The sequence below is a fragment of the Halomonas sp. BMC6 genome, from assembly GCF_964204995.1.
GTDB lineage: Bacteria > Pseudomonadota > Gammaproteobacteria > Pseudomonadales > Halomonadaceae > Vreelandella.
Genome location: NZ_CAXNSH010000001.1, coordinates 257,193 through 281,400, shown reverse-complemented (window position 1 = coordinate 281,400; position 24,208 = coordinate 257,193). Strand labels below are relative to the sequence as shown.

The window sequence follows — 24,208 nt, the reverse complement described above, 5'->3', positions numbered from 1 at the left end:
CGTGTCTACGACATCTAAAACGGAGCAAGCCTCTCTGCTAGATAAGCAGTTCATCAACAACCAGTGGGTTGCATCGAAGGGCACCCAATTGCTCGACGTGATGAACCCTTACCGCGAAGAGCGTATTGCTCAGGTCACCGCGGGAGATGCGGCAGACGTAGATGCTGCCGTCAACGCCGCCCAACAGGCACAGCCTAAGTGGCAGGCGTTGGGAGGGACCGCACGTGCCAACTACCTCGATGGATTTGCTGATGCACTTGAGTCTCGCCGAGAGGCATTGATCACACTGTCGGCCACCAATAACGGTAAGCCACTGGTGGAAGCAGGTATTGACCTAGACGATGCAATTGCCTGCTACCGCTACTACGCCAAGCAGGCCCAAGCGCTGGATGCCCGGCAAGGGGAGCGGGTCAGTGTCGACATGGAAGGCGTTGAAGCGCGGACGTATCATGACCCGGTTGGGGTAGTGGGGCTGATTGCGCCATGGAACTTCCCTTTAGTGACCAGTGCTTGGAAGCTGGCACCTGCCCTAGCGGCGGGCTGCACTGCGGTATTTAAACCTTCAGAAGTGACGCCGCTGCCTGAACAAGTGCTGGCGGAGATCGCGCTGGAAATCGGCTTGCCTGCAGGCGTGCTAAATCTGCTCAATGGTGACGGCGAGGGCATCGGTGCGCCGCTGACTAACCACCCTGGCGTGGATAAAATCTCCTTTACTGGCAGTAACCGCGTTGGCGAAGCGGTGATGCAGGCTGCCAGCGCCCGTACTGCGAGTGTGTCGCTGGAGCTGGGCGGTAAATCACCCATTTTAGTGATGGAAGATGCGGACCCTGCCCAAGCCGCTGATTGGGTAATGGCGGGTATTTACTTCAACGCCGGTCAGATCTGCTCTGCTACCTCGCGTCTGTTGGTTCACGAAGACATAGCTGAAGCACTCTACGCTGCGCTTGCTGAGCGGATGGATGCGCTGACGCTAGGCGACCCGCTAGCTGAAAGCACCGATTTAGGGCCACTGACCAGCGCCAAGCAGCGCGATGCAGTACAGCGCTACATGGATATTGCCGAACAGGAAGGGCTCACGGTAGTACGCGATGGGAAGCACCGCACGCTGCCCGCTCAAGGCTACTTCCTAGCGCCCACGCTTTACCGCGATGTGCCGATAGAGAGCCGTTTGTGGAAAGAAGAGATCTTCGGACCCGTACTTTGTGGTCGTAGCGTCGCAAGCGAAGCCGAAGCGATTCAGCTTGCCAATGACAGTGATTATGGCCTTGCCGCCACGGTGATCAGCGGCGACCCGGAGCGGGCCAAGCGCATTGGCCGTCAGTTGAAGGCAGGCAGCATTTGGTACAACAGCGAGCAGCTCGTGCTACCCGAAACTGCCTGGGGTGGCTTCAAGCGCAGCGGTATCGGGCGTGAGCTTGGTCCTTGGGGGCTGAGTGCGTACTTGGAAGTGAAGCATGTGGTTGGCGCTGAGTAGCCTGCGTTAACTAAGTAGAGTGGCCGCCAGTAGCGGCCACTCTACTTATGACAGATAAGTACCCGTTTTACCCATCCGCATTAATCTTCTCAACAATCTCCGCCAACGCGCTCTCCGCCTGATCATTATCAACTTGGCAGGTGCCCGCATTTAGGTGGCCGCCGCCACCGTAGCTTAAGCACAGCTCGCCTACGTTGGTGTCACTGGAGCGGTTGAGGATCGATTTACCAATCGCCAGCACGGTGTTCTGCTGCTTGAGCCCCCACATCACGTGAATTGAGATATTGCAGTCGGGGTACATGGCGTAGATCACGAAGCGGTTGGTGGCGTAGATGGTCTCTTCGTTGCGTAGATCCAGTACTACCACATTGCCGTGCACAGTTGCGCAGCGCTCAATTTGCTCCTTTGCTAACTGCTCATGCTCACGGTAAAGCGTGGTGCGCTCGTGCACATCGTCAAGGGCGAGGATTTCATCGATGGTGTGCTCGCGGCAGTAATCGATCAGCTTCATCATCAACTGATAGTTGGAGATGCGGAAGTCGCGGAAGCGGCCAAGGCCCGTGCGGGCGTCCATGATGAAGTTGAGCAGTACCCAGCCCTGCGGGTTGAGAATTTCGTCTTTGTTGAATTGGGCAGAGTCGCCTTTATCGACGGCTTCCATCATATCGTCCCAGCGTGCGGGGAAGGCCTCGTGGCCGCCGTAGTACTCCCACACCACGCGGGCAGCGGAAGGGGCGTCTGCATTAATGATGTGGTTGTCGGCACGCTCAACGTTGCGCACGGTCTCGCTGAGATGGTGGTCGAACGCTAGGTGGCAGCCGGGCACGTAGGGCAGGTTGGTGGTGATGTCGTTGGCATCAATAGCAATCTTGCCATCCTGCATGTCCTTCGGGTGAACGAAGGTGATGTCGTCAATAAGGCCTAAGTGCTTGAGCAGGGCACCGCATACCAAACCATCAAAATCGCTGCGGGTAACTAAACGAAACGTGGATGCTTGTTGCGTAGGCATTTGTTTTCTCGTAACGGTGAACGGTGATGAAAAGATACCAGCAGTTATGTTGGGTTAAAATAAGCCTTTCTAGCCTTGCAACCTATCTCACCAACGCTTTCGCCTTATGTACCTATTTATTATGCCAAGTTAGCCGCGGTGCGGGGTGGCATGAATCGCTGGGGCTCATGTGCCAAACGTAAACAAGATTTTGCTAATTAAAAATCGCTATTCACCTTGTCTCAGTTAATGAATTTTTTATTAAGTGGTTGAAAAATGGTGTTTATATTTATTTTTGGCATGCCCTGGTATGGCGTCTGCAGTAGTTGGGTAAGAGCGAAAGGTTAGGATGACTCGCCGCTCTTATCGATCGTGAATCTATCGTGAAGACATAACGTTGTTAAATGTTTAACGCTGAATTGAACGAAAGAGTTGCCATTAGGAGGCACGACCATGAAAAAGGAAGCTCTCAAGAAGTTAGGTATCCTGGGTGTATCATTTGGTCTGGTAGCGAGCCCGCTCGCGTTTGCGATGGAAGAGCCCGAAGAGCAGCCCGCAACGCCGCAAGAAGAGACCATGCAGGATGATCAAGGCACCTACAACTCCTACGACACCGAGCAGGAGCAGGGGTCGACTACTGAAGGCGTGACTACCGAGTACGAAGAGGAAGAGCAAGAATTTACTTACGAAGAGGAGGAGGAAGAGCAAGAACAGTGGGAAACGGAAAAGGATGACACATCCGGCCAGTAAACCCATTTTAGCGAAAGGAAGTCCTTCCCCTCACGCTCACGGATGAGCAGCACAGTGCCCCGCCCATTGCGGGGCACTGTTGTGTTGGATGAGTGGCAACGTTTAATAAAGCGCAATAGCACACTAGGTGAATAGGCTATGGTAAAAGCAATGTTTCCCTAAAACGAACACCCTACAAGGACGTTGCTAACGTGTTTACCTGGCAAGAAGTGCCATGCCTGCCTCGTGCGGAAGGGCGTATAGATGCGATTGATCTCGCCCGTGGTATAGCGATTGGGCTGATGATTCTCAGCCATACGGTGAGTGGGCTGATTGGAATACGCAACGTGCCCGATTGGGGCATGGTGCCCGTCCACTTTCTCACTAAGTTCTCTTCTTCCCTGTTCATTCTGGTCTTCGGAATTGCGCTAGCCGTGGCCTTTTTAGCGTCTACCCAAACAGAGGCGTGGCCAAAACGGCGGCTAAAACTATGGGTGCGCGCGGTTGAAGTGTGGTTTTGGTACAAGGCGTTGACGGTCGTCGAGATGCTGCCGTATTACGCCCCAGGCGATATTGTTGATGCGCTGCTTTATCAGCGCTTTGCGATTTGGGTAGAAATCCTCGGTTTTTACGCCATCGCCCTGCTGTGGGTGCCGCTGGTACTTCCATTATGGGCACGTACACCGCTGTGGGGGCGGTGTGCGCTTATTGTTGGCTTAACCGCGCTCTCCGCTTGGCTGCAGGGGCTGAGCTTTGGCGGTAACGACACCTTAAAAGCCCTGCTGGTGGACCATGAAGACCATTACACCTGGGGCCAGCTCAGCCGCGCGCCGTTGATCTTGGCGGGCCTGCTGATCGGTGAAGCCTTGCTGCGCTGCTATTTTGATACGGCGTTGCGGCGAAAGTTGGTGCTGGCACTGGTGGGCATGGGGGCTGTCATGGTCGCCGCGTTCTATGGATTAGCCTTTGCCGAAGGCAATGTTTCCGCTGCGATGCTGGCGGTAGCCAATAACGATGGCAAGCACCCGCCCGGGCTGAAATTCACGCTGTACAGTGTGGGCGGTGCGCTGGTTATTTTAGGCGCTGCACTCGCTGGTGGAGCTACGGCATCCAAGGCGCTACGGCCATTAACCATGGTGGGTAGCGACGCGCTCAACGCGTTTATTTTCCACATTGTGATGATTTTTTTGGTGCTGCGTTTTCTGCTGGGAGGCGAAGGCATGTACACCTATTCACAGGCGCTTGGCGTGGGTGGGCTGTTAATTCTTGGGGCCGCGCTGTGGATTTGGCTAACGCGCTGGATCGCCCGTTACAAATAACCCGCCACCAGCCGCGGTAGGAGGTAAAGTTGCGACATCTTCAACGCTGGCTAGCCGCAGCGCTGCTGTGCGCTTTATTGCCAGCCAGCACCGCCATTTTGGCAAGTACGAACTGGTACTACGAGGTCGATAAACAGAGCCTTTGGCAAGGCGATGTAGATGCGCGAATAAGCGCCATTGAAGAGGTGTTTGGCGGCGCGCTAGGTGTTTACGTTCAGAACCTCGCAACAGGCGAGACGTACTCCTGGCAGGCAGACGACCCCTGGTATTTGGCCTCGCTGATTAAAGTGCCCGTAGCGGCTCAGGTGCTGGCTGAACGCCAAGCTGGCTCCCTCTCTCTGGATGAGCGCCTTACATTGGCACGCAGCGACTTTGTCGATGGCGCCGGGCCGGTCAACTGGCACGACCCCGGCACGCCAATCTCGGTTCGTTATTTGCTGGAGCAGATGCTCACCGTCAGCGATAACACCGCCACGGATATGCTGATTGACCGTGTTGGCTTGGACGCCGTGAATGCCCGCGCCCGCCGCATGGTCGCTGCCAGCAACGGCCAGCCGGAGGACCTTGGCCCCATCAGCAAGCTGGTGGAAGTGCGCCAGGGTGTATATGGCCAGTTACATCCCGAGGCTCGCCAGCTGGGCGGGTTAGATTTTATCGCCCTGCGCCAACACCGTGTGAACCAGCGCCCGGCCGCCTTAGCGCGCACATTGGGCATGGGTGAAGGGAGCTTCGAACAGCCCGACTACGACCACGCTTTTGATGCCTACGAAGCCACCGGTGAAAACGTGGGCACGCTGCGCGCCTATGGCGACCTGCTGGCCAGCCTGCATCACGGTGGTATGGAGGATGTGAATGCCGAACAGCGCCAAACGCTGCTGGCGATCATGCAGCGAACTAAATCTGGCGAGCGGCGCTTGAAACAAGGCATGGGCAGCGAGTTCACCTTTGCGCACAAAACAGGCACGCAGCACCGGCGAAGCTGCGATGCCGGTATTGCATCGCGTGCCTCTCAAGCAGGTGACGCCGCCAATGGCCCCTGGGTCATCGTGGCGTGTACCCGTGGACCGCTCTCGGTTCAGGCCCATGAGCGTGCCCTGGCGAGTGTGGGCGAAGCGCTGCGTTATAGCGGTGCCTTGGGTCACGACTAGCAGCGAGCGTGATAAACTGGCCTACCGCATTGGGTTTTTTTATTGAGGAGTTCGTTATGGCACGTGCCAGCGCCCGTCATATTTTGGTAAGCAGTGAAGAGCAGTGCAACGCACTGAAACAAGAGATCGAAAACGGCCGCGATTTCGCGGACGTAGCCAAGCAGCACTCCAGCTGCCCTTCTGGCCGCCAGGGCGGCGACCTGGGCAGCTTTGGCCCTGGCCAAATGGTGCCGGAATTCGACAAAGTCGTCTTCAGCGGTGAGCTCAACAAGGTTCACGGGCCGGTACAGACTCAGTTTGGCTATCACTTGCTCGAAATCACCAGCCGCACTTAATACCTTTTAAAGGCCGTCATGCACCGCGGCAGCCATGTCGCGGTGCCATTGGCATCGCGCTGCGCTGGCCCGCGATGTAAGGAGCACGCCTTGAACGACCCCATCATTACCATCGATGGCCTGAATAAAACCTACGAAGGTGGCTTTCAGGCGCTCACCCGCGTGGATTTAACCATCCAGCGCGGCGAAATTTTTGCACTGCTCGGCCCGAACGGGGCGGGTAAAACTACCTTGATCAGCTTGGTATGTGGCTTGGTCAATCCCAGCGAAGGCCATGTCATTGTCGACGGCTTCGACAGCGTGCGCGATTACCGCCAAGCCCGCGAGCGGATTGGCCTTGTGCCGCAAGAACTCACCAATGAAGCGTTCGAAACGGTCTGGAACACGGTGAGCTTTAGCCGTGGCCTGTTTGGCAAGTCCCCCCACCCCGCCCATATCGAAAAAGTGCTCAAGTCGCTCTCGCTGTGGGATAAACGCCACAATCGCCTGATGACCCTCTCCGGCGGCATGAAGCGGCGGGTGCTGATTGCCAAGGCGCTCTCCCACGAGCCACGCATTCTGTTTTTGGATGAGCCGACCGCCGGGGTGGACGTCGAGCTGCGGCGGGATATGTGGAACGTGGTGCGCGGGCTGCGGGACGATGGGGTGACGATCATTCTCACCACCCACTACATCGAAGAAGCCGAAGAGATGGCCGACCGCATAGGCGTCATCAATCGCGGCGAGATCGTGCTGGTGGAAGAGAAAGCCGCGCTAATGAAAAAGCTGGGCAGCAAGCAGCTCACCCTGCAGCTACACAGCCCGTTAACGGAGTTGCCGCCTGCGCTGGCGCAGGAAGAACTCAGCTTGGCCGCCGACGGCTATGAGCTGGTCTACACCTACGATGGCCGCCAGGAAGAGGAGGGGCGAGGGATCTCTACCCTGTTAACGCAGCTAGAGCAGGCGGGGATCAGCTTTAAAGATCTACACACCCGGCAGAGCTCGCTGGAAGATATCTTCGTGGACCTGGTGAAGGAGCGCTCATGAACCTCTATCCCGTTCGTGCGATTTACATGGCGGAAATGGCCCGCACTCGCCGCACGCTGCTACAGAGCGTGGTCTCGCCGGTGATCTCTACCTCGCTCTACTTTGTGGTGTTTGGCGCGGCGATTGGCTCGCGGATTACCGAAATTGGCGGGGTGAGCTACGGTGCGTTTATCGTTCCTGGTTTGATTATGCTGATGCTGCTGACCCAGAGCGTCTCGAACGCCTCGTTTGGCATCTTTTTTCCCAAGTTCTCCGGCAGCATCTATGAGATTTTGTCGGCGCCGATCTCCTATTTAGAGATTGTCGTGGGCTACGTAGGCGCGGCGGCCTCGAAATCGATACTGCTGGGGCTGATCATTCTCGGTACGTCCAGCTTCTTTGTGCCGCTTGAGATCGCCCACCCGTTCTGGATGCTGACGTTTTTGGTACTGACTGCCGTCACCTTCAGCCTGTTGGGCTTTATCATCGGCATCTGGGCGGATGGCTTCGACAAGCTGCAGCTGGTACCGCTGCTGGTGATTACCCCACTCACGTTCTTGGGCGGCAGCTTCTACTCCATCGATATGCTGCCTCCGTTTTGGCAGAGCGTGACCTTGGCGAATCCGGTGGTGTATCTCGTTAGCGGTTTCCGTTGGAGCTTCTACGGCATTAGCGATGTCAGCTTAGGCGCTAGCGTGGCGATGATTTTGCTGTTTTTGGCGGCAAGCCTTGCCACCATTGCCTGGATTTTCCGCACCGGTTACCGCTTAAAGCCCTGATGCTGAAGTGACCTCTTCGACGTTTTTATAAAGGTAATGCCTGTTTATGCCGCTACTGCAAAGTACTGTCTACCGCCTTGAGCCATCCCTCGACGGCGAGCGCTTAAGTGTGACGGCCCCGCCTGCCGAGGCCGCCGCCAGTGACGACACGGTGATGGCCAGCCTAGTGAATGCGCTAAACGACACCTACAACACCAAAGCGAAGGGCTGGGGGCGCTTTGCCGAGCAGGGCGAGCAGGCCGGGCCGCTGGTGGCGTGGCTCACGGCGTATCAAGCCGACGAGCAAACTTTTGCCCAACTGGCGAACGCGATGGCCGAGCGACTGGCCCAAACGCTGCAGGGGCAGCTCTCCGTTGGCGGTTACTTGGTCATTGCCCATCTACAACAGGGCGATACGGAAACGCTGCTGATGGCCCTCATTCACCAACGGGAAGGTATCGGCTTTAACGACGCGCACCAAGCGGTGCCTGCCGCCCAACTGAACACGAGCCAACTCACCCTGGCAGCCCGCATCAACCTGACCCAGTGGCAGAGCGGTGCGGAAAGCACGCAGTACGTCTCGTTTCTAAAAGATCGGGGCGGTAAAAAGCTCGCCGAGGGCGTAGCGGCGCTGCTGGGCATGGAGGAGGGCATTGATGCGCCCGCCGAAACCCGCACGCTGCTGAAAGCCTTTAGCGACTACGTCGAAAAAGAGGACCTGGACGACGACGCCAGCCGGGAAAAAACCGATACTCTGGTTGATTACGCCAACGAGCAGCTGCGCCGTGGCGAACCTATGACGCTGGAAGAGCTCTCCGGGCTCGTGGATGAGAAACAGCCCAAGGCGTTTTATGACCATATTCGCAACGCCGACTACGGCCTCTCGCCGGAAATTCCGCCGGACAAACGTACTATCAGCCAGTTTCGCCGCTTCACCGGGCGCTCTGGAGGCGTCTCGATCAGCTTTGATTCACATCTGCTGGGTTCCAGCATTGAGTATGACGAAACCCAGGATCGGCTGATCATCAAGCAAGTGCCCAAACAGCTCAAAGAGCAGCTTGCCAAGCGGAAAGAGTAAACGGTGAGGCCTAGGGCGGCACTCTTAAGGTGTCGTGTAGTCCTAGGTTAGCCACTGAGATGAGGAGACCGCCGTGCTGGATGCCATTCACTCTTTCTTCCAACAGGTGCTTTCCGCGCCTGAACAACGTGATAACCAAACGCTCACCCTAGAGCTGGCGTCGGCAGCGCTGCTGTGTGAAGTGATGCGCGCCGATTACGACAACAGTGATGAAGAGCGCGCGGCGCTGAAGCACATGCTGATGGCGCGCTATCGGCTCAACGAGCAGGATGTCAGCGAGTTAATGGCGCTGGCAGAGGCGGAGGTCGATGACGCGGTGGATCACTATCAGTTCGTCAGCCTGATCAAACAGCACTACGGCTACGAACAGCGCTTGGAGCTGGTCAATTTAATGTGGCAGCTGGCCTGGGCCGACGGCTCGCTCGACCCTCTTGAAGAGCATCGGATTCGTCGGCTGGCTGATCTGCTGTATGTCAGCCATAGCGACTTTATTCGCAGCAAGCTTAACCAGTCACCGGAAGAACCCTCTTTCCATCACGATACCCACGGCAAAGGAGCGCCGAAACGCCCATGAGTAACACGCAGGATGCGACGAACTTAACCGAGCTGATCCACACCATGGAGCAGATGGAGCGGGAAAAAGAGCAGGTCAGCGTGGACGACGTGGTGCATGCGGTGGGGCGGCGCTCGTTTGGGCCGCTGCTGCTGTTGGCAGGCTTGATTACGCTGGCGCCGATTATTGGCGATATTCCCGGTATGCCAACGCTGATGGCTGCTCTGGTGCTACTGACGTCAGTGCAGCTCTTGATTGGCCGAGAAACGTTCTGGCTGCCTGGCTGGTTGCTGAACCGCTCCCTCTCCCGGCATAAGTTCGATAAAGCGCTACGCTACATGAAAAAGCCCGCTAAGTGGGTAGATAGCTTGTTGGGTGTGCGCTTGGCTTGGATGACCGGCTACATCGGCATCCGTGTCACCGCCTTCATTTGTCTGCTGGTCGCCTTGGCCATGCCGCCCATGGAGTTCATTCCTTTTAGCGCTAACGGTGCCGGGCTTGCGCTCACGCTGTTTGGATTGGGGCTGGTGGCTAGAGATGGCCTCATGCTGGCGCTAGGGTTCTTGCTGACCGGTGTGACCTTCACGGTAGTAGTGATGAACCTCGTCTAATGCTTTACTAGGCACTCTCGCGATTGGTCTAAAAGCAAGAAGGAGCTATGTGCCTACGATGAGTAACTCGCCCCATTTACCACCTCCACCCAAGCCTCCTCACCAGCAGTCGGCGTGGGAGCGGCGGATTGAAACCGCGCTGTGGAACTCGCGCTTTTTGGTCATGCTAGCGGTGGTGCCAAGCCTATTAGGCTCGCTGATGCTGTTTATCGTGGGCACGCTGGATATCTTCAAAGTGGTGGGCGATGTGCTGCACTACTACTTGGTGGATGACACCCGCAACATTCACGACACCTTGGTGCCCGATATTATTATTGCGGTGGATATCTATCTGATCGCCATCGTACTGCTGATTTTCGGGCTTGGCGTGTATCGGCTGTTCGTTTCGCGTATCGACCAAGCTGAGGTGCGTTACCCCGCACACCCCTTCAACGTTGCCTCGCTGGATCAGTTGAAAGACAAAATCGCCCGTGTGGTGATTCTGGCCGTGATTATCGAGTTTTTCCGAGCCGTCGTGGATATTCGATTCGCGACACCCTTGGATGCGATCTACCTGGCACTCTCCGTTCTGGCGCTGGCCGCCGCGCTCTACTTGATGAGTTTGGCGCATAAAGGAGAGTAGTCATTAACAAATAGTTATTAACAAGTAGTGATTGACAGGAGCAGTGGCGTACGTCGTTAATCCTCTTCCAATAAGCCAGTCACCAGCGCGTTGAGCTGCTGCTGAAACTGGCCACCGGGCGATGGCGGGGTTGGGTCTGAGGTAATCACCACCGTCATCTCCCGCTCGGGAATCACATATAGCGCCTGCCCGCCGTATCCTCTTCCGTAAGCGACGTGTTCATCCGCTAACGTCGTGATAAACCAGCCAAAGCCGTAGCCATCCCCTGTCCAGGGTGATTGGCCTCTGGACGTCCATGAATCTTCTACCCAGCCTTCAGGCAGCACGCGCTGGCCATTGGCCACGCCGTCGTTGCGGTACAGCTCCCCAATCGCAATGAGCGCGCGAGGGGAAAGTTGCATATCGTTACCGCCAAAGTAGATCCCTTGAGGGTCCTGCGGCCACGGGGGAATCGCAATACCGAGCGGTTCGCCTAACAAGCGCTGGGCAAGCGCGAGGGTGCTTTCACCGCTGGCCTGAGTGAGTGCTGCTGACAGCAAATGGCTGGTGCCGGTGGAGTAGAGCATGCGCCCGCCGGGGCGGTCGACGAACGGGCGAGTGAGTGCATCGTTTACCCAATGGGCGCTGGCCACCCAAGCGCCATAGTTGCTGCCCGAAGTACGCTCTAATCCCGCTTGTTGCGCCAGTAAATGCGCTACTGTGATGTCGTTCACTTGTGGGGCAGCAGCGCTGGGCACACTATCTAGTAGCGCCACCAGCGGCTGGTCAACGGACTCAATGACGCCCGCCTTGATCGCCGCCCCGGTGATGGCGGCTAACACCGTTTTAGACAGCGATTTGACGTTGGCAGGTGCTGCAACGCCTGGGCCCCCTTGGTGATGTTCATGAATGATGTTGCCGTCATGAGCGACCACCACGGTGTGTAGGCGATCGAGTGCCCGAGCTTGCTGTTCGAGTGCTTGCAGTGAATTGGGAGAGGGCATTTGGGCGACCACGTGGGTGGTTGTCACAGCACTCAGCACGCATGTCAGCGCAAGAGCAATGGTTTTCATGGCAGCACCTAAGAAAGGAAAAGTAAGGTTCTGAAAACCGTGATGAAGCAAGGTTCCCGCAAAGAGGCAATCATGGCGATTACGCAAATCGTTAAAAAGCCTGCTACGCTAAAAGCGCCTATTGAAGGGAAGCAACCCTTTGATTTCCATGAAACGCTAAAGCAAGGAGTGCCGTTATGCGTAACATTATCTATATCATCGGCCTGATCGTTGTTGTTCTGTTTATTCTTTCGCTGTTAGGCCTGCGTTAAGTTGCACCATGAATGACACGCATTGCGTGATGCGATATTAGCGCTTCAAAACGCCCGCTCCCCCAGCGGGCGTTTTTTTATACGTGCTTCACTCCCACGTTAGGCGCAATCTGCTGCCCCCTGGCCAAACATGTCGAACATCAGTTCGCGGCCTAACGTGGTTAGGACGAAGCGGCCATACTCGTTAAATGTAGCTGCATCACTCTCTTCTAATACTCGCTGGCAAAGCGACCAGCGTGAATGCTGATGGCTCAATGACGCCAACTCTTGACGCGATAAACCACGCTGCGCCAGGGTAAGGGTTTCAAGCACGTGTCCACTCTCGTACATCAATTCCGCCACGCTAGACAAACAATGGCGCAGGCTGCGTTGTACGTGGAAGGAAGCAGTAGAGGCGGGGGATAACGTTTCGGCGGGCATAGGGGAATGCTCCTACAGTCACAGCAAAATGGGTGTGCTGCAATGCATTATAAAGCAGGAGCGGGCGTTAGACCAAGGTCTATATTCGACTTGAAGGCAATGGGCCTTTAATTCAAACTTATAGTAAATGGGGAGCAAAGACTGGCTGTCAACATATTGTAGCGTTGTGCTCGTATGATATAGACAAGTACTGACTAATAGGCAATGTGATTGTCTGAGCTGGAAATGTATTTTTTTGTAGCGGCTTCTTACGTATAGATACGTAATAAAAGCGCAGAATGCTCAAGTTTTGGCTTCAATTGCCGATAATTTCAACTATGTTACAAAAATGTACTGCGCATTGCTTCATTAGAGTGAGTCATTACGAGTAATTCGCGTAGTTAAACCATTCAAAAAGGCGCATACGCATGGCAACTATTTCAGCATTAGGCGTTGGTTCTGGGCTGGAGCTCACTGGGTTGTTGGATCAGCTTGAGGCGGCAGAACGCGGTAAACTGCAGCCCATACAGCAGCAGATTCGTACGCAAGAGACCAAGATATCAGGCTACGGTCAGTTTCAGAGTGCATTATCACAGTTTCAAGACGCTGCTAATGCGCTAAATGATCGAGACACATTCGACAGCCTGTCTTCTGATGTTCAAGGAAGCGGAGTGTTAGTAGCTGCAGATGCCTCTGCTAGCCCTGGACGTTATGATATAGAAGTCACCCAGTTGGCCACGGTCGCTAACCTGGCTTCTCAGCGGGTACCAGACCCAACGTCTGCACTGAGTGCAGAAAGCTTTACCGCGACGCTCAGCTTTTCAGGCCGCGATGATGTCAATATTGACCTGGAGGCTAATAGCACGCTGGAGGATGTGCGTGATGCTATTAACGCACGCACAGACGCAGGCGTTTCTGCCTCCATCATATTTGACGGTACTGACTATCGCTTAGCGATTAGCTCAAACGAAACGGGCTCAGCGGCTTCCATTACTGAGTTTAGTGTTGACGGTATCTTGGAGGGGGAGATAGCGAACGCTGGACAAGATGCGATGTTTAATGTCAACGGTATACCCATTACCAGTGCCAGTAACCAAGTTGAAGATGCAATTGAGGGTGTTACTCTCAGCTTACAAGAGGGAGGTGGTGCCACAAGCACCGTCACTATTCAGCGGGATGAAGAAAGCATTCGTGAAGCGGTGATAAACTTTGTAGATGCTTACAATGAGCTAAAGTCGACCATTGGCTCATTAACGGCCTTCGACACCGCGAGCGGAACGTCGGGTGCTTTGAATGGTGAATCGACGGTGCGAAGTGTGGAAAATACGCTGCGTAGCGTGCTTTCAGCAGGCAATGAGTCGGGTGAGCTATCTACGTTAGCCGATTTAGGAATTTCCCTGACTCGCACAGGAACGCTAAGCATCGACGACGAGAAGCTAAATGATGTGATTGCGAATGATCAAGGCGCGATGGCGCAGTTTTTTGCAGGGGTGGAAGAACAGCCAGGGCTTGGCGGTAACATTAATAGCACCATTGAGCAGATGTTAGATACGAATGGCATTATTACGACGGCAGTAAGCAGCGCGGAAAACCGCATCGAAAGCCTAAATGATCGTTTTTTGCGTGTAGAAGCATCTATTGATGGGACGATTTCACGCTACAGAACCCAGTTTGGGCAGCTAGACACTATGATTTCTCAAATGAACCAAATGTCCGACTACCTCTCGCAACAATTCAATATGTTGAACGCCCAAACGCAAGGGTAGCGCAATGCGGATGATGCTGATGCGTTTTGGGCGATAAAAAGCTAAAGGTAGGGTGCCCTCAGCCGATATACTAAATCATCACGTTGTTTGGTTTAGCCTTATTTGCTGAGGAAGCACCCAGTTATGGCGACGATAACCTCCCTGGGCGTAGGCTCAGGTCTTGATCTGAACGGGTTGGTGGAGCAGCTCCGCACAGCGGAACAGCAAAAACTTATTCCCATTACCCAGCAGAGAAATGCACAGCAAACTAAGATCTCTGCGTTTGGCCGATTAGAGTCTGCGCTAGGGCGTTTTCAAGACGCGGTAGCTGCTCTTAATGATGCAAAGCGCTTTTCTAGCCAAAAAAGCACATCCAGTTCTACCAATATCAGTGTCACGACTGCCGCTAATGCCACGTCTGGCCGCTACGACGTTAGTGTGACTCAGTTGGCAAAAGCGGGAAGTGTTGCAACCGCTGGCGTAGCCAAAGATGCTGTGCTGACAACAGAGACTGCACAGCTGATACTCAACTTTGGTGCTGTTTACCAAGATGGCGTGCTACAGCCGAATGCTGAGCCCCTCAGTACTTATACACTGGATATTGCTGCGGGTAGCACGCTGGAAAGCGTTCGCGATCAAATCAATGCAGATCAGAATGCCGGCGTAAGTGCTTCAATCGTTAACGATGGCACTGACTTCCGGCTGGCGCTCATCAGTAAAGAGACGGGAGCAAATGCCTCTATTACGGGGTTTTCTGGCGTTCCTGGGTTATCTGTTGATACCTCGACTTATCGAGCGGGAGCAAACGCCGCTCTGCAAGTGAACGGTATTGCGATTACCAGTGCGTCAAACCGAGTGGAAGGGGCCATCCAAGGTGTCAGTTTGGAGCTGAATGCCACAGGTGAGAGCTCGGTCACTATTGAGCGCGATAACGACGCGCTTAAAGAAGCGATTCAAGGCTTTGTGAGTGGCTATAACGAGCTTAAGTCCACGCTGGGCAGGCTCACGCTCTCTACGGGTGACCGAGAGACAGCAGGAGACCTAGTCGGTGACAGTACAGTGCGTAGCATCGAAAACCGGTTGCGCCGAGATTTGGTCACCGGAGTGGAAGGCAGTGATCTGGGCGTGCTTTCACAGCTAGGTATCGCGCTTGATCGCACCGGGCGACTAGCAATAGATGAAGCAAAAATCGATGCGCTAATTGCCAACGACCCCCAAGCGCTGCAGGCTTTTTTTGCTGGAGCGACCGCCCAAGAGGGGTTGGCAGGACGCATAACAAACACCGTGGACGACATGCTGGGCACTAGAGGGCCTATTAAAAACGCCATTGAAGGCGCAGAGAATCGTATAGATTCATTGAATGATCGATTCACGCGCACAGAAGCCATCATTGAGCGCACCATTGGCCGGTACCGTACCCAGTTTGCGCAGTTAGATGTGATGGTCAACCAAATGACGCAGATGAGCGCCTACCTAAGCCAGCAGTTTGATGCACTCTCAGCCCAGTCGGGTAGCCGCCGCTAATCTGTTACTAATACTTACAATTTTTTTTGCTAAAAGATCTAAAGAAAATAGGCATGTGGCCGTTAATCAATATACCGGCGCACGAAACGCCGCCAAGCAGGCCGCATGGCCAACCCTACGTCGAGGAGTAAGAACATGTCAGTCATCAATACCAACATCACTGCCCTGATTGGCCAGAACAACCTGAACAAGGCACAGTCTGCCCAACAGACATCTATGGAGCGTTTGTCTTCTGGTCTTCGCATTAACAGTGCCAAGGATGATGCGGCCGGTCAGGCCATCGCCAACCGCATGACTGCTCAAATTACTGGTCTGGCACAAGCGCAGCGCAATGCCAATGACGGTATTTCACTGGCGCAGACTGCTGAAGGAGCTTTGAACAGCATCAATGACAACCTGCAACGTATGCGTGAGCTTTCTGTTCAGGCAGCTAACGGCACAAACTCTGCAACCGACCTGACTTCAATCCAAGAAGAAATTACGGCGCGTTCCCAAGAAATTCAGCGTGTTGCTGAATCTACCAAATTCAACGGTACGTCACTACTTGATGGCACCGTAACTGATCCTATTAGTATTCAAGTTGGTACTGGTACTGATGCTTTCGACAAGCTTGAACTTACACTGACTGATGCTACAGCTGCTACTCTCGGTGTTGACGCGCTGGATGTTACTGCTGCTGGTGGTGCTGATGCAGCTTTGACTGCGCTTGATACCGCTATTGCAAATATTGACACTGCACGTAGCGGTCTAGGTTCCTTCCAAAACCGTTTAGGATCAGCGCTGGATAACATTTCTTCTACTTCAATTAATCTATCTGACGCTCGGTCGCGTATCGAAGACGCTGACTATGCAGTAGAAGTATCCAACATGACTCGTGCCAACATCCTGCAGCAGGCAGGTACTTCTGTACTGGCTCAGGCTAACCAGACGCCTCAGTCTGTACTGTCTCTGCTGGGTTAATCTGGCGCTTAGCCTTTAAGGCAAGCACAGATACCATCGACGGGGCCGAAAGGCTCCGTTTTTATTTGTCATTCCTATAGTCCTGTAATTTTATGTCCAGATTATCCCCTCTAGCCGCCTTTGGCTTTTGTTCTGCACTGCTAGGCACTGTCTATTTTGTCTACTTTTTCCATGTGATCGGTAGGCCCGATTTGGTGATGAGCTTTCTTTCGAATGATATCAATGCATTTTATATTTTCTTTGCACTCCTATTGGCAGGTTTTTTAGCAACCGGCTTGCAGCTTATGCCCTCTGTATTGGTGGGCTTCGCTTTTGGAGTGGCCAGATGGAATGGGATTGAAGCAAAGAAAGCAGCAAGATTTAGTTTTTTGTTGCTGGCGTGTGGCGTTGTGTTGGTGCCACTGATAGGTGTGGTGGGGTTTTGGTTTGAAAACACTGCTTTTTATACACGGGCGATATTGTTCGCTTTTTTTATTGCGATATTGTTGTGGAGTTTGATTTTTTTCTATAAAAACCGGAACGCTTATAACGGCCATGAAAGCTTCTTTGTGAGGATGCTTTTCTCCTCATGCGCTATGGTAGGTGTTGGGTTGGGCAGTATACTGTTTTTTACTGCCATTATGCTGAATATACTCAGATATGGTGCAGCGGGCGATGAGTGGTTTGACTATTTTTTTGTGCTTTTGATAGGGGCTTCTATTTTGCTTGCCTCGACTTTTCCTGGGATGGTATGGATCTCGTTAGTTGAAGAGGATGTGAAAAAGAAGGTTAAATTCAGCGTTTCTATTGCGTTTTCTGTGCTTTTTACAATCTTAATGATGGCGCCAGATCTACCCAAAGTGGTTGTCTTCAATGCAGGGAAAATAGTAGGCCTTCACTCTAATGATGCCCGCTATTATGCCTTGAATGGGGGGGAGGAGGAGATTGCTCGCCACCGCTTGATTTGGCCTAAAGGAGCTGTTGATGAGGACGGTATGATGGCGGGGAAACAACTGTTCAGCCTCGGAGGTAATCAATTAATCTGCCCATCACATATAGCGCTCACCGTTGAAGAAATGTTGGATAGAGAGAGTGGTTTAGGAGCGGATTGCAAGATGTTTAGCAGTGCTCAGCTTGAGAAAGGCGAACTTATATTGAAGAGCTCTGACGGCTAAAGGGTCTTCAGTCATAAGGTGTAAATGTGAGCTGATATTTGCTATCTATTATTCGTTGTCAAAAGTAGATTTTTTGAGCTGGCCTAGAGCTTACGTTCGTGGCCAGTGTTTTATTTAATTTTTTGCTGCGAGGGGTAAGATGCTAGAAGTAGTGGTTACAGCCGTGGTGGCAATTTTTTCAGCCGCATGCGGCTGGTTGTTAAGTCATAGGTGGAACGCTAAGGCTTACCGTCTCGCCGTCGATAATGAGCGAGCGCAATGGAATGCCAGCGTTGAGCAGTGGGCTTGTCGTGTGATAGATGTGATGGTTCACCTTCATTATACATTTGATAAATTTGAACACGTTAAAGCAATTGAAGAGTCGCGCACATTGGCCATAGAACTCTCAATATTGGTAGATCAAGGTAGGCTTTATTTCCCAAATGTGATGCGTGACCAGCATGGTGTTGAAAAACAAGTATCACGTCAGGGGTATCGAAGCGCGTTGCTTGATCCTTTGGTCGCTGCCGTTAAGATAGCAGAAGGGACAAAGCCAAGCTTTGATGCGCTGGGCCTTAAAGAAAAATATGGCACTAATTAGTACTCTAAAACATTAAAGCTGTACCAAAATGCTTTTTTGTCGTTGATTGAGAGTGTACTTTTAGTCAAAAAGACACACGAGAGTTTGATAGAGCGACTTTATGAGACGGGTGATCAGGTCAATGCGAAAAAATTGAAACGTTTGCTTTCGCCAGAAAGTGGTAACGGCCCCATTCCACCTGGGGAAAGATATTGGTTGGGGCAGGATGCCTGCATACCTGACGAGAGCGTGATCTTTGAAAGGGAATAGTTAGTACTTGGGTATATGTGCCTAATGTTATCGATCTGCTCTTTATCAGGAGAGACTTGTATGATGACCACAATACGATCAAGGCTTGCTGCAGCCCTTTCCTTGGTGTGGTAGTGCCATTTTTGAGCAGGTATTTCATCGCTGGCTAAACCTAACTTAAAGCGTCTCCACGTCAAACGCGACAATCTGCCGTTGAACGCTTGAAAACTCGACGCCCACCAGGTGGATCGGCTTGCCGCTGGCGCGGTGTTTGTCGGCGTAGCCTTTGGCTTTGATCTGCTCTAGCGCTTTACCTTCGGGTAGCTGCTCGACCACTTTGAATTCAAACAGGTAGATATGACCGTTAAAGTCGACGCTCATATCCACTTTGCCATGGTGGCTAGCATCTTCCACCGTCACCTTCACACCCAACGCGGTGAAATGGCTGTAAAACACGCTGGCATAGTGGCCCTCATACTGGGCAATAGGATTGTTGCGATACCAGTCGTGGGGTAAACCGGCATACAGTGCTTTGAGGTGGATGCCTAGGCCCGCGAGATCATGAACCTGTAGTAGGCGGAACAGCGTTAGTCGTTCCCGGGGTGGTTCTTGAAGGCCTAGTAGTGGCAAAAGCGCTTGGTTAAGGCTGGTTTCTACTTCGCGGTTTGGGTAACCCAGTGTGTAAAGGCGGTAGCCTGTCATGGGTTCTTCGGTGGCGTGTACCGTTAGGTAACCCGTTTGGAATAGCAGCGCTTCTGTGGCGATATGGTCAACATCGAAGCGCCCCAGTAGCTCTGCTTCCGTCTGTAGTTGGCTGAGCGTGGGCGTAAACACTCCGCGTTGCGTCAGTACATTGACCAGGAAAGTAGGAGTAGCGCTCTCAAACCAGTAGGGGCTAAAAATACGCTTTTGTAGTAATAGCAGTACGTCAAAGGGGTTGTATACGCTGGGCACATCCTGCCCACCCCACCGGTAGCCGTTGTACCAGCGGCGGATCTCGTCACGCTCAAGGCCGGGAAGCTCAGGGGCAAATACGGTATCAATATCGCGGTCGGTATAGCCGCAAATATCCGCATATGGGGCATCTAGCGTAATGTCGTTGAGGTTATTTAACCCTGAAAACAGGCTGACCTTGCTGAACTTGGAAACGCCGGTAAGCAACACGAAATGCAAATGGGGGTCAGCATCTTTCAGCACGCTATAGAGATTTTTAAGCCCTTCACGCAGTTCGCGGGCTAATGCGGGGTTAAGTAAATTATCTAAAATAGGTTTGTCGTATTCGTCAATGAGTACGACAACGCGTTGGCCATGAGCATGCCGCGCACTTTCCAGCAAACTGGCAAAATCGTCAGCAACTCTTGTAGGAGCAGGGGTGTCAATATTCAGCTTGTTTCGCTGCTGCTGCAGTTGGTAACGAATGTTGACGTCTAGATCTTCACGGCTATTCGCTACCCCGCTCCCAAAGCTTAAGCGTACCACGGGGTAATGCTGCTGCCAGTCCCACTTATCGTGAATATATAGGCCTTCAAACAGTGCCTTGCGGCCTTCAAACAGGCAGCCTAACGTATCCAGCAAGAGGCTTTTGCCAAACCGGCGCGGGCGAGAGAGGAAGTAGTATTTATTTTGGTTGGCCAGCTTCTCAATGAACGGTGTTTTATCGACATAGTAGTAGCCGCCTTCGCGAATATCGGAAAAGGTCTGAATCCCTATGGGCAGTTTACGGCGATGAGTAGCTGGCATGCTGGCCTCCAAGGCTGAACCGATCAAGCACTGGGCAGTTTAGCACGTCCCTTATAGGCCATCGCGATGTGCGGTGACACCAAGCCGAGTGCTTACATCAGCCCTTTGCTCAACTTGGTGGTGCCATTTTTGAGCAGGTGGTCGTAAAAGCAGGCGGCTTCATGTGATTCTCTCTGCCTGCCCATCACTTTCCTGCTAAATTCTCACTTGGGCATCGGGCCCGATGGCGGAGAGACAAGGATGGGCAAGGTTCACTTTATTGGCGGCGAGAAGGGCGGTGTCGGCAAGTCGATGACGGCGCGGGTGTTGGCGCAGTACTACATCGATCACGAGCGGCCATTTTTAGGCTTTGATTGCGACGCTTCCCACGGCACGTTTTCACGATTTTATCAGGAGTACGCCTCTTCGGTAGTGGTGGGCGATGACGATAGCCTTGATGGCATGCTATCGGCCGTAGAAGAGGCGCCAGACCGGGATTTGATTATCGACTTGGCCGCACAGTCCGCCCAGCCCATCAATCGCTGGATTGAGGAAACCGATGTGTTTGGGCTGCTCGAGGAGCTGGGCATGCAGGTCGTGTGGTGGCACGTGATGGATGATGGTGCTGACTCTGTGACGCTACTGTCTCAGGTGCTAACCCGTTACGCGTCGCAGCCGGTGGATGTCGTGGTCGTTCAGAACCTTGGGCGTGGCGAAAGCTTTGAGCGCTTTACGCAGTCAGAGGCGTATCAGCAGGCCCGTGTGCAAGGGACTACTCTCATAGAGCTGCCTCGTTTGCATGCCAAGCTCACCCAAAAAATCGATTTCAATGACAGCAGTTTCTGGGCGGTGGCCAACGACCGGCGCATGATGAACATCGCCGAACGCCAGAGGATGAAAGTGTGGTTGCGTCACGCCTATGCACAGTTGGATCAGGTCCCGGGGCTTGACCGCTAAATGATGGTATAGAAACGACGCTGGGCTAGTTCCAAAAAATAATAAGCAGGCGGTTTATTATTTCTTTTTTGCTGGTATCTTGTCGGCATTGCGCTGGTGATGACGGAGTCAAAGCCAGCGCCATCCGTATAAGCTGTGGGTTGTATGACCCAATGAGGAAATCCGTATGGCAAATTTGAACCGTTTGAAGAAGATCGCCGCTGCTCTCGCCTTAGGCGTGGCAGGGGTAGTCTCCGTGGCTGCCCAGGCCGACACACTGCGGGTGGGCATGTCCGGTGGCTACTTCCCGTTTACTTATGTCGAGCAGGATGAGCTGAAAGGCTTCGAAGTCGATGTGATGAATGCGGTAGGGGAGATCACCGGCGACGAGATTGAGTTCGTGACCGCGAGCTTCTCGGGCTTGGCAGGTATGTTGGAATCTGGCCGCATTGATACCATTGCCAACCAAATCACTATTACCGATGAGCGCAAAGCCAAATATGCCTTTACCGCGCCTTATGTGTACGACGGTGCCCAAGTGGTCGTGCGTGAAGGTAACGACACCATCAACGGCGTTGAGGATTTGTCCGGCAAAAGCGTGGCAGTGAACTTAGGGTCTAACTACGAGCAGCTGCTGCGTGAGCAGCCGAATGCCGACGAGATCGATATCCGCACTTACGAATCCAACGTCGAGCAGGATGTGGCGCTGGGCCGTGTCGATGCGTTCGTGATGGACCGGGTGAGCGCTAGCCAAGTGATCAGCGAGCGCGGTTTGCCGCTGGCGTTGGCGGGGCAGCCGTTTACCACTATCGAAAACGCGCTACCGTTCCGTGACGATGAAGAGGGACGAGCGCTGCGCGACCGTGTCGACGCCGCGCTTGAGGAACTGCGCGACAACGGCACCTTGGGTGAAATATCTCAGAAGTGGTTCGATACTGACATCACGCAGCCATAAGTACGGCTAACCTCTGATGATGGCGGCCGTGGCATTGCCACGGCCGTTTTGCTTATAAGCGATACGACGATGCTAAACGTGGAGTATATGTGGGGCCTGTTGCCGGTCCTGCTCAGTTATTTACCGCTGACGCTGCAGATGGCGAGCATCGCCATGGTGTTTGCGCTGATCATTGCCTGCTTGTTAGCGGTCGTGCGGGTATCGAAAATCCCCGTCTTGAACGGCACGGCGCTACTGTTTATCTCGTTTTTTCGCGGTACGCCGCTGCTGGTGCAGCTGTTTCTGTTTTACTACGGTCTGCCGCAATTGATTGATGCGCTGATTTCCATCAATGGCGTCACCGCGGCGGTACTGGGCCTGACGCTGCACTTTTCGGCGTATATGGCGGAATCCATTCGTGCGGCAATTGTCGGTATCGACCGTAGCCAAACCGAAGCGGCGCTCTCGATTGGTATGACCCAGTCGCAGCTGATGCGGCGGATTATCCTGCCCCAGGCCACCCGCGTAGCCACGCCCACGCTGATGAACTACTTCATCGATATGATCAAGGCGACCTCGCTGGCTTTCACGCTGGGCGTGACGGAGTTGATGGGCGCGACCCAAAAAGAGGCATCGGGCAGCTTTTTATACTTAGAAGCTTTCTTGCTGGTGGCGATTATCTATTGGGTGGTGGTGGAAGCGCTCTCTTGGGGCCAGCGCCGCTTAGAAACGTATCTGAATAAGGCGTACCAGCGATGATCACGCTTGAATCCGTCAGTAAGCAGTTTGGTCAGCAGCCGGTCTTTACCAATGTCGATTTACACCTTGAGCAGGGCGAAATCATCGTCATTATCGGCCCATCGGGCACCGGTAAGTCCACCTTGCTGCGCTGTATCAATTTTCTAGAGCGCCCAGAGGCAGGGTGTATCACCGTCGGTGATTTGCGTGTCGATGCGCGTAAAGCCAGCCGGGCGGATATTTTGGCGCTGCGCCGCCGCACTGCCTTTGTGTTTCAGAACTACGGCCTGTTCGCCAACAAAACGGCGCTTGAGAACATTAGCGAAGGCATGATTGTGGTGGATAAGCTGCCCAAGGCGCAGGCCCATGCCCGAGCAAGGGAGATTCTGGAGCGCATTGGCTTGGCGGATAAAGCGGATGCCTACCCCGCATCGCTTTCCGGCGGCCAGCAGCAGCGGGTAGGCATTGGTCGTGCCATGGCGGCGAATGCCGATGTCATTTTGTTTGATGAGCCGACCTCGTCACTTGACCCTCAGTGGGTGGAAGAAGTGCTTGGCCTCATGAAACAGTTGGCTGCCGAGCAGCAAACCATGATTGTGGTCACCCACGAGATGCAGTTTGCTAGAGACGTTGCCGACCGAGTGGTGTTTATGGATGAAGGCCAGATTGTCGAGCAGGCGCCTCCCGAGCAGCTGTTCACGAACCCGCAGGATGAGCGCACTCGGCGCTTTTTGCGCAAGATTTTGGCGCCCACTGGGCAGGCATTGCCTTAGCGGCGAGCTTGAAAAGGATTGACAGCGGCTAGTAAGCCCGCTCTACGCGTGATAGACTACGCCATCCTCTCAGACAAGACCCGTGAGCGGGCAGCCATAAGACTGCTCGTTACACTATTTGGCAGAGTTAGAAACGCTGCTGAATCAATTGGTTGTTAAGGAAATGTCGTGACTTGGCAATGCCAGCCGACAAACACATAGTAAATTCGTTGCCGTTTTTAGGCAGCCCTTATTCTCCAAGGAGATACCTGTGGCGAACAGCAAGCAAGCACGCAAGCGCGCCCGCCAGGCCGAGACTCGTCGCGTCCTGAAAGCCAGCCAGCGCAGCATGGTCCGCACCTACATCAAGCGTGTGATCAAAGCGATCAACACTGGCGACCATGGCAAAGCGATGGAAGAGTTCAAGGCAATGCAGCCGGTCGTTGACCGTATTGCTGATAAAGACGTTCTTTCTAAGAAGAAAGCTGCACGTCTGAAAAGCCGCTTGAACAAGCGCATTAAGGCTCTGGCGGCGTAAGCCGGCAGGCGCCATAAAAAAACCGGCTGCGGCCGGTTTTTTTGTGCCTGAACGTCGCCTACCGGGCGATATGTGCAT

General features: G+C 53.7%; 25 protein-coding genes. 21 read left to right on the top strand and 4 right to left on the bottom strand.

Features of this window, described 5'->3' with window-relative positions; all coding sequences use genetic code 11:
• The first annotated feature begins 1 nt into the window (after position 1).
• On the top strand, positions 2–1,474 hold the full coding sequence (locus AB6K10_RS01310; RefSeq protein WP_339117808.1) for an aldehyde dehydrogenase family protein: 1,473 nt from the start codon (positions 2–4) through the stop codon (positions 1,472–1,474).
• 67 nt (positions 1,475–1,541) lie between these two features.
• Here the strand turns inward: AB6K10_RS01310 and AB6K10_RS01305 are convergent, their stop codons facing one another.
• Positions 1,542–2,483 (bottom strand): exopolyphosphatase, encoded by a 942-nt coding sequence (locus AB6K10_RS01305; protein ID WP_339117807.1) that lies wholly within the window; start codon positions 2,481–2,483, stop codon positions 1,542–1,544.
• Between the two features lie 432 nt (positions 2,484–2,915).
• On the opposite strand from AB6K10_RS01305, the gene AB6K10_RS01300 reads away from it, so the two are divergent.
• From AB6K10_RS01300 to AB6K10_RS01255, 10 genes are all read left to right on the top strand, one after another.
• Complete coding sequence (locus AB6K10_RS01300) at positions 2,916–3,212, top strand: hypothetical protein (protein ID WP_054641241.1); 297 nt, start codon at positions 2,916–2,918, stop codon at positions 3,210–3,212.
• A gap of 191 nt (positions 3,213–3,403) precedes the next feature.
• Entirely contained in the window at positions 3,404–4,510 is a 1,107-nt protein-coding gene (opgC, locus tag AB6K10_RS01295) for an OpgC domain-containing protein (RefSeq protein ID WP_339117806.1), read from the top strand.
• Between the two features lie 62 nt (positions 4,511–4,572).
• Complete coding sequence (locus tag AB6K10_RS01290; protein ID WP_339119585.1) at positions 4,573–5,658, top strand: serine hydrolase; 1,086 nt, start codon at positions 4,573–4,575, stop codon at positions 5,656–5,658.
• A gap of 56 nt (positions 5,659–5,714) precedes the next feature.
• Positions 5,715–5,993, top strand: coding sequence for a peptidylprolyl isomerase (locus tag AB6K10_RS01285; protein WP_016915098.1), 279 nt, complete (start codon positions 5,715–5,717; stop codon positions 5,991–5,993).
• Between the two features lie 90 nt (positions 5,994–6,083).
• The gene (locus tag AB6K10_RS01280) at positions 6,084–7,019 is read left to right on the top strand and encodes an ABC transporter ATP-binding protein (protein WP_339117805.1); all 936 of its coding nucleotides are present in this window, start codon (positions 6,084–6,086) and stop codon (positions 7,017–7,019) included.
• Positions 7,016–7,777, top strand: a complete 762-nt coding sequence (locus AB6K10_RS01275) for an ABC transporter permease (protein WP_054641238.1) — start codon at positions 7,016–7,018, stop codon at positions 7,775–7,777. The genes AB6K10_RS01280 and AB6K10_RS01275 overlap by 4 nt, the downstream gene beginning before the upstream one ends.
• A 46-nt stretch (positions 7,778–7,823) precedes the next feature.
• Positions 7,824–8,834: a nucleoid-associated protein gene (locus tag AB6K10_RS01270; RefSeq protein ID WP_339117804.1), complete on the top strand. Its 1,011-nt coding sequence runs from the start codon at positions 7,824–7,826 to the stop codon at positions 8,832–8,834.
• 73 nt (positions 8,835–8,907) lie between these two features.
• The gene (locus tag AB6K10_RS01265) at positions 8,908–9,408 is read left to right on the top strand and encodes a TerB family tellurite resistance protein (protein WP_339117803.1); all 501 of its coding nucleotides are present in this window, start codon (positions 8,908–8,910) and stop codon (positions 9,406–9,408) included.
• Positions 9,405–9,998: an exopolysaccharide biosynthesis protein gene (locus AB6K10_RS01260; RefSeq protein WP_253018260.1), complete on the top strand. Its 594-nt coding sequence runs from the start codon at positions 9,405–9,407 to the stop codon at positions 9,996–9,998. The genes AB6K10_RS01265 and AB6K10_RS01260 overlap by 4 nt, the downstream gene beginning before the upstream one ends.
• Positions 9,999–10,056: 58 nt before the next feature.
• The gene (locus tag AB6K10_RS01255) at positions 10,057–10,620 is read left to right on the top strand and encodes a YqhA family protein (RefSeq protein WP_339117802.1); all 564 of its coding nucleotides are present in this window, start codon (positions 10,057–10,059) and stop codon (positions 10,618–10,620) included.
• A gap of 56 nt (positions 10,621–10,676) precedes the next feature.
• On the opposite strand, the gene AB6K10_RS01250 is transcribed toward AB6K10_RS01255, so the two are convergent.
• On the bottom strand, positions 10,677–11,672 hold the full coding sequence (locus tag AB6K10_RS01250) for a serine hydrolase (protein ID WP_339117801.1): 996 nt from the start codon (positions 11,670–11,672) through the stop codon (positions 10,677–10,679).
• A gap of 350 nt (positions 11,673–12,022) precedes the next feature.
• Entirely contained in the window at positions 12,023–12,343 is a 321-nt protein-coding gene (locus AB6K10_RS01245; protein WP_339117800.1) for a hypothetical protein, read from the bottom strand.
• Positions 12,344–12,750: 407 nt separating this feature from the next.
• On the opposite strand from AB6K10_RS01245, the gene fliD (AB6K10_RS01240) reads away from it, so the two are divergent.
• The 5 genes from fliD (AB6K10_RS01240) to AB6K10_RS01220 all read left to right on the top strand — a co-directional run bounded on the left by fliD (AB6K10_RS01240) (position 12,751) and on the right by AB6K10_RS01220 (position 18,285).
• Complete coding sequence (gene fliD, locus AB6K10_RS01240) at positions 12,751–14,088, top strand: flagellar filament capping protein FliD (protein WP_339117799.1); 1,338 nt, start codon at positions 12,751–12,753, stop codon at positions 14,086–14,088.
• A 123-nt stretch (positions 14,089–14,211) separates the two neighbouring features.
• Positions 14,212–15,591, top strand: coding sequence for a flagellar filament capping protein FliD (gene fliD / locus AB6K10_RS01235; protein WP_339117798.1), 1,380 nt, complete (start codon positions 14,212–14,214; stop codon positions 15,589–15,591).
• A 135-nt stretch (positions 15,592–15,726) separates the two neighbouring features.
• Positions 15,727–16,551: a flagellin gene (locus tag AB6K10_RS01230; protein ID WP_339117797.1), complete on the top strand. Its 825-nt coding sequence runs from the start codon at positions 15,727–15,729 to the stop codon at positions 16,549–16,551.
• Between the two features lie 197 nt (positions 16,552–16,748).
• Positions 16,749–17,705 (top strand): hypothetical protein, encoded by a 957-nt coding sequence (locus AB6K10_RS01225; protein WP_339117796.1) that lies wholly within the window; start codon positions 16,749–16,751, stop codon positions 17,703–17,705.
• 139 nt (positions 17,706–17,844) lie between these two features.
• Entirely contained in the window at positions 17,845–18,285 is a 441-nt protein-coding gene (locus AB6K10_RS01220) for a hypothetical protein (RefSeq protein WP_339117795.1), read from the top strand.
• A gap of 405 nt (positions 18,286–18,690) precedes the next feature.
• On the opposite strand, the gene AB6K10_RS01215 is transcribed toward AB6K10_RS01220, so the two are convergent.
• Positions 18,691–20,253, bottom strand: coding sequence for an ATP-binding protein (locus AB6K10_RS01215; RefSeq protein WP_339117794.1), 1,563 nt, complete (start codon positions 20,251–20,253; stop codon positions 18,691–18,693).
• Positions 20,254–20,493: 240 nt separating this feature from the next.
• On the opposite strand from AB6K10_RS01215, the gene AB6K10_RS01210 reads away from it, so the two are divergent.
• The 5 genes from AB6K10_RS01210 (at position 20,494) to rpsT (ending at position 24,130) form a co-directional block, all read left to right on the top strand.
• A complete protein-coding gene (locus AB6K10_RS01210; RefSeq protein WP_253018219.1) occupies positions 20,494–21,189 on the top strand; it encodes a mobilization protein in 696 nt (231 codons plus the stop codon).
• A 166-nt stretch (positions 21,190–21,355) separates the two neighbouring features.
• On the top strand, positions 21,356–22,123 hold the full coding sequence (locus AB6K10_RS01205) for an amino acid ABC transporter substrate-binding protein (RefSeq protein ID WP_285263578.1): 768 nt from the start codon (positions 21,356–21,358) through the stop codon (positions 22,121–22,123).
• 69 nt (positions 22,124–22,192) lie between these two features.
• Positions 22,193–22,861 (top strand): amino acid ABC transporter permease, encoded by a 669-nt coding sequence (locus AB6K10_RS01200; RefSeq protein ID WP_339117793.1) that lies wholly within the window; start codon positions 22,193–22,195, stop codon positions 22,859–22,861.
• The gene (locus tag AB6K10_RS01195) at positions 22,858–23,613 is read left to right on the top strand and encodes an amino acid ABC transporter ATP-binding protein (RefSeq protein ID WP_253018215.1); all 756 of its coding nucleotides are present in this window, start codon (positions 22,858–22,860) and stop codon (positions 23,611–23,613) included. Before AB6K10_RS01200 ends, AB6K10_RS01195 begins: the two co-directional genes overlap by 4 nt.
• Positions 23,614–23,863: 250 nt before the next feature.
• Positions 23,864–24,130: a 30S ribosomal protein S20 gene (gene rpsT / locus AB6K10_RS01190; RefSeq protein ID WP_083024671.1), complete on the top strand. Its 267-nt coding sequence runs from the start codon at positions 23,864–23,866 to the stop codon at positions 24,128–24,130.
• Positions 24,131–24,208: the final 78 nt, after the last annotated feature.